Below are 3,874 nucleotides of genomic sequence, written 5' to 3'. Positions count from 1 at the left end.
GATCCACCAAAGCGTAGAAAGCCGTCAAAAACACCACCGGAACCGACGCCGCCTGCGCAAACGACCAACCCTCAGGAACCCGCACCAACAACCGCTCATCCGCCACCGCCACCGGACCGAACGACTGGGTGAACAGCCCCATGACGCGGTCACCCGGGGCGATCCCACTCACTCCTGGGCCGACCTCGGTGACCACACCGGCGCCCTCGATCCCCAGCGCCACGGCTTCACCCGGATACATACCGAGTGCGTTCAACACGTCACGGAAATTCAGACCTGCGGCACGCACCGCGATCCGGACCTGACCAAGACCCAACTCGGCCTGCGCCGTGCGCGATTCGGTGAGGTGCAGGTTCGCCAGCGTGCCCTTCTCCACGACGTCCAGGGACCACGCAGGGCTCTCTTCGGGCACCGGCAACCCATCGGGCCGCACGTGCTTCATGAGCCTCGGGACGTAGACCCGGCCCGAGCGCACGGCCAGCTCGGGTTCGTCGCAAGCCAGCGCGGCCGGGAGCGCGGCGAGGGACTCGCTCGACCCGTCCAGATCGACCAGGGTGAACCGGTCCGGGTGTTCCGACCGCGCCGACCGGACGAGCCCCCACACGGCGGCCAGCGCCGGGTCCGGCCTACGTTCGTCCACGGTGACCGCGTCCTGTGTGACGAAGACCAGGCGGGCCGCGGCGAACCGTTCGTCGGTCAGCCACGTGTGGAGCAGAGCGAGAGCCCGATGCGTGGAGGTGTGCGCAGCGACCGCCGGGTCGCCGTCAGGAGCGTCCAGCAGCAACAGGACGTGGGGGGGCACCTCGTCCTGGGGAAGCGAATCGAGGTCCGGGTAGACGGTCGCACCGATCACGGACAGATCGATGCCGCTCCCATCGCCGTTGCACGCGTCGACGGCCGCATCGATGGCCGGCGCGGACACCGCGGGCCCGCCGGCACCGGAACGTTCCGGCAACGGGATCCAGTTCAGCGTGTGCAGCGCGGACTCCTGCCCACCTGCCTTGGCCCGGGCGATCCCGTCGGCCGACACCGGCCGAAGAACCAGGGAGTCGATCGTCGCGACGGGGCCACCATTGGCGTCGGCCAGCTCGAGCGCCACCGAGTCGGGACCGTGCACGGTCAGCCGGGCACGCAGCACCGACGCTCCGGACGCGTGCAGAGTCGCCCCCGACCAGGAGAACGGCAGCCTGCCCCGGTCCTCGTCGGCCCGGTCCGACTCCACGAGTCCGAGCGCGTGCAGCACCGAGTCCAGCAACCCCGGGTGCAGCCCGAAGCCTGCGGCTTCGGGAACGGCACTCTCCGGAAGTTCCACCGCGGCGAACAACTCGTCCCCACGGCTCCATACCTGCCGCAGACCGCGGAAGGTCGGCCCATAACCGAACCCCGCCGCCGTCAGCCCCTCGTACAGTCCCTCGACGGACACGGGCTCCGCACCAGCGGGCGGCCAGGGGGACAGATCCGCCGCGGCTACTGCTCCGTCCGTCGCGAGTACACCCACGGCGTGGCGTACCCAAGGCTGTTCAACCGGTGCTTCCTGCGGCCGGGAGAACACATTCAGCATCCGGCGTCCGGACGCGTCCGCGGCCCCGATGGCCACCTGGAGCTGTACGGCACCCCGCTCCGGAACGACCAGCGGCGCCTGCAGCGTGAGTTCGTCCACTTGCGCACAGCCGACCTGATCGCCGGCACGCACGGCCAGTTCCAGGAAGGCGGTACCGGGGAGCAGGATCGAGCCCGAGACGCGGTGCTCGGCGAGCCATGGCTGCGCGGCGACGGACACCCGCCCGGTGAACACCACGGCACCGCCCTCGGCCGACCCGTACGCGCCGTCGAAGCCGCCCGCCCCGTCGGCGTCGTCCACACCGCCGGCCAGTGAGACCGCAGCACCCAGCAAGGGGTGCTGCGCGGACACCAACCCGGCAGAACCGAGATCCGCGGCCGGCAGACCCGTGAACCGGGGCCAGTAGCGCTGGTGTTGGAAGGCGTAGGTGGGGAGGTCGACGGGTGTGGGGGTGGTGGCGGGGCTTTCGGTGGCTGTGGTGGGGAAGAAGGTCTGCCAGTCGATGGTGGTGCCGTGGGTGAATGCTCGCGCTGCGGCGGAGACGACAGCGGTTACCTCGCCTCGGTCGTCACCGCGCAGGGCGGGGATGAGGACCTGCTGCACGTCCGTGTCGGTGTCGCTGTCGGTGTCGCTGTCGAGGCAGCCCTGTGCCATGGCGGTCAGGGTGCCGTCCGGCCCGATCTCCAGGAACCTGGTCACGCTGTGGTCCGCGAGCCATTGGACGCCGTCGGCGAAGCGCACCGTCTGGCGGACGTGGCGCACCCAGTAGTCGGGGGACATCAGCTCCTGCGGCGTGGCGAGGGTGCCGGTCACGTTGGAGACCACCGGGATGCGTGGCTCGGCGTAGGTCACGCTCGCGGCGACCGCCCGGAACTCCTCCAGCATCGGATCCATCAACGGCGAGTGGAAGGCATGACTCACCCGCAGCCGCTTCACCTTCCACCCCTGAGCCTCACACCGCTCCGCAACCTCCGACACCGCGGCCTCCTCACCAGAGACCACCACCGACCGCGGACCGTTCACCGCAGCAACCCCCACCCGCAGCCCACGCCCCTCCAACAACGACAACACCTCACCCTCCGCAGCCTGCAACGCCACCATCGCACCACCCACCGGAAGCGCCTGCATCAACCGCCCACGAGCCGCCACCAAACGGCACGCATCCTCCAACGACAACACACCCGCCACATGCGCCGCCACCAACTCACCCACCGAATGACCCACCACATAATCCGGCCGCACACCAAACGACTCCACCAACCGGAACAACGCCACCTCCAGAGCAAACAACCCCGGCTGAGTGAACCCCGTCCGATCCAACCACCCCACACCACCACCAGCCACATCCGCCACATCCGCCACATCGCCAAACACCACACCCCGCAACGACAACTCCAACTCACCATCAAAGTGAGCACAAACGGAATCAAAGACATCCGCGAACACCGGAAACGCCTCATACAACTCCCGACCCATACCCACCCGCTGCGAACCCTGCCCCGCGAACATGAGCGCCAGGCGCGCTTCGGGATCAGCCAGAGCGCTCATCACGGAAGCGGATTCGTTCCCCGTGGCCACGGCGGCGAGTCCTTCGAGGAGTGCCGCGCGCTCGGTGCCGAGGACGACGGCTCGGTGTTCATATGCCGAACGTGTCGTGGCCAGGGCGAACCCCACCTCTGACGGACCGAGCTCGGGCCGGGACTCCACATGCGCCAACAACCGCTGCGCCTGCGCCCGCAGCCCTTCTCGACTCCGCGCCGACACCACCCACGGCACCACACCCACATCACCGACCGGCCCGGCGATTACGCCCTCCTCCACCGGAGCCTGCTCGATCACCACATGCGCATTGGTACCACTCACCCCGAACGCCGACACCCCGGCCCGACGCGGCCGCTCCCCCGCCGGCCACTCAACAGCCTCCGTGAGCAACCGCACCTCACCAGCAGACCAATCCACATGCGACGACGGCTCATCAATGTGCAGGCTCCGCGGCAGAACCCCATACTGCAACGCCAACACCATCTTGATCACACCCGCCACACCCGCAGCCGCCTGCGTATGACCGATGTTCGACTTCACCGACCCCAACCACAACGGCACACCACCATCACGATCCTGACCATACGTCGCAAGCAACGCCTGCGCCTCGATCGGATCCCCCAACGACGTCCCCGTGCCGTGTGCCTCCACCACATCCACATCCGAGGGAGACAGGCCGGCGCTCGCCAACGCCTGCCGGATCACCCGCTGCTGCGACGGACCGTTCGGCGCCGTCAGACCATTCGACGCACCATCCTGATTCACCGCAGA

The 3,874-nt window shown here is 68.7% G+C and carries 1 protein-coding gene; it reads right to left on the bottom strand.

Features of this window, described 5'->3' with window-relative positions; translation table 11 throughout:
• Nucleotides 1-3,868: acyltransferase domain-containing protein (locus ACFXOM_RS35475; protein WP_385041605.1), on the bottom strand; the 3,868-nt coding region annotated here is incomplete at its 3' end.
• Nucleotides 3,869-3,874: the final 6 nt, after the last annotated feature.

Origin of the sequence: Streptomyces sp. NPDC059169, assembly GCF_042755225.1 — a bacterium.
In the GTDB taxonomy this organism is placed as follows: Bacteria; Actinomycetota; Actinomycetes; order Streptomycetales; family Streptomycetaceae; genus Streptomyces.
This window is presented reverse-complemented; position numbering and strand designations above follow the sequence as displayed.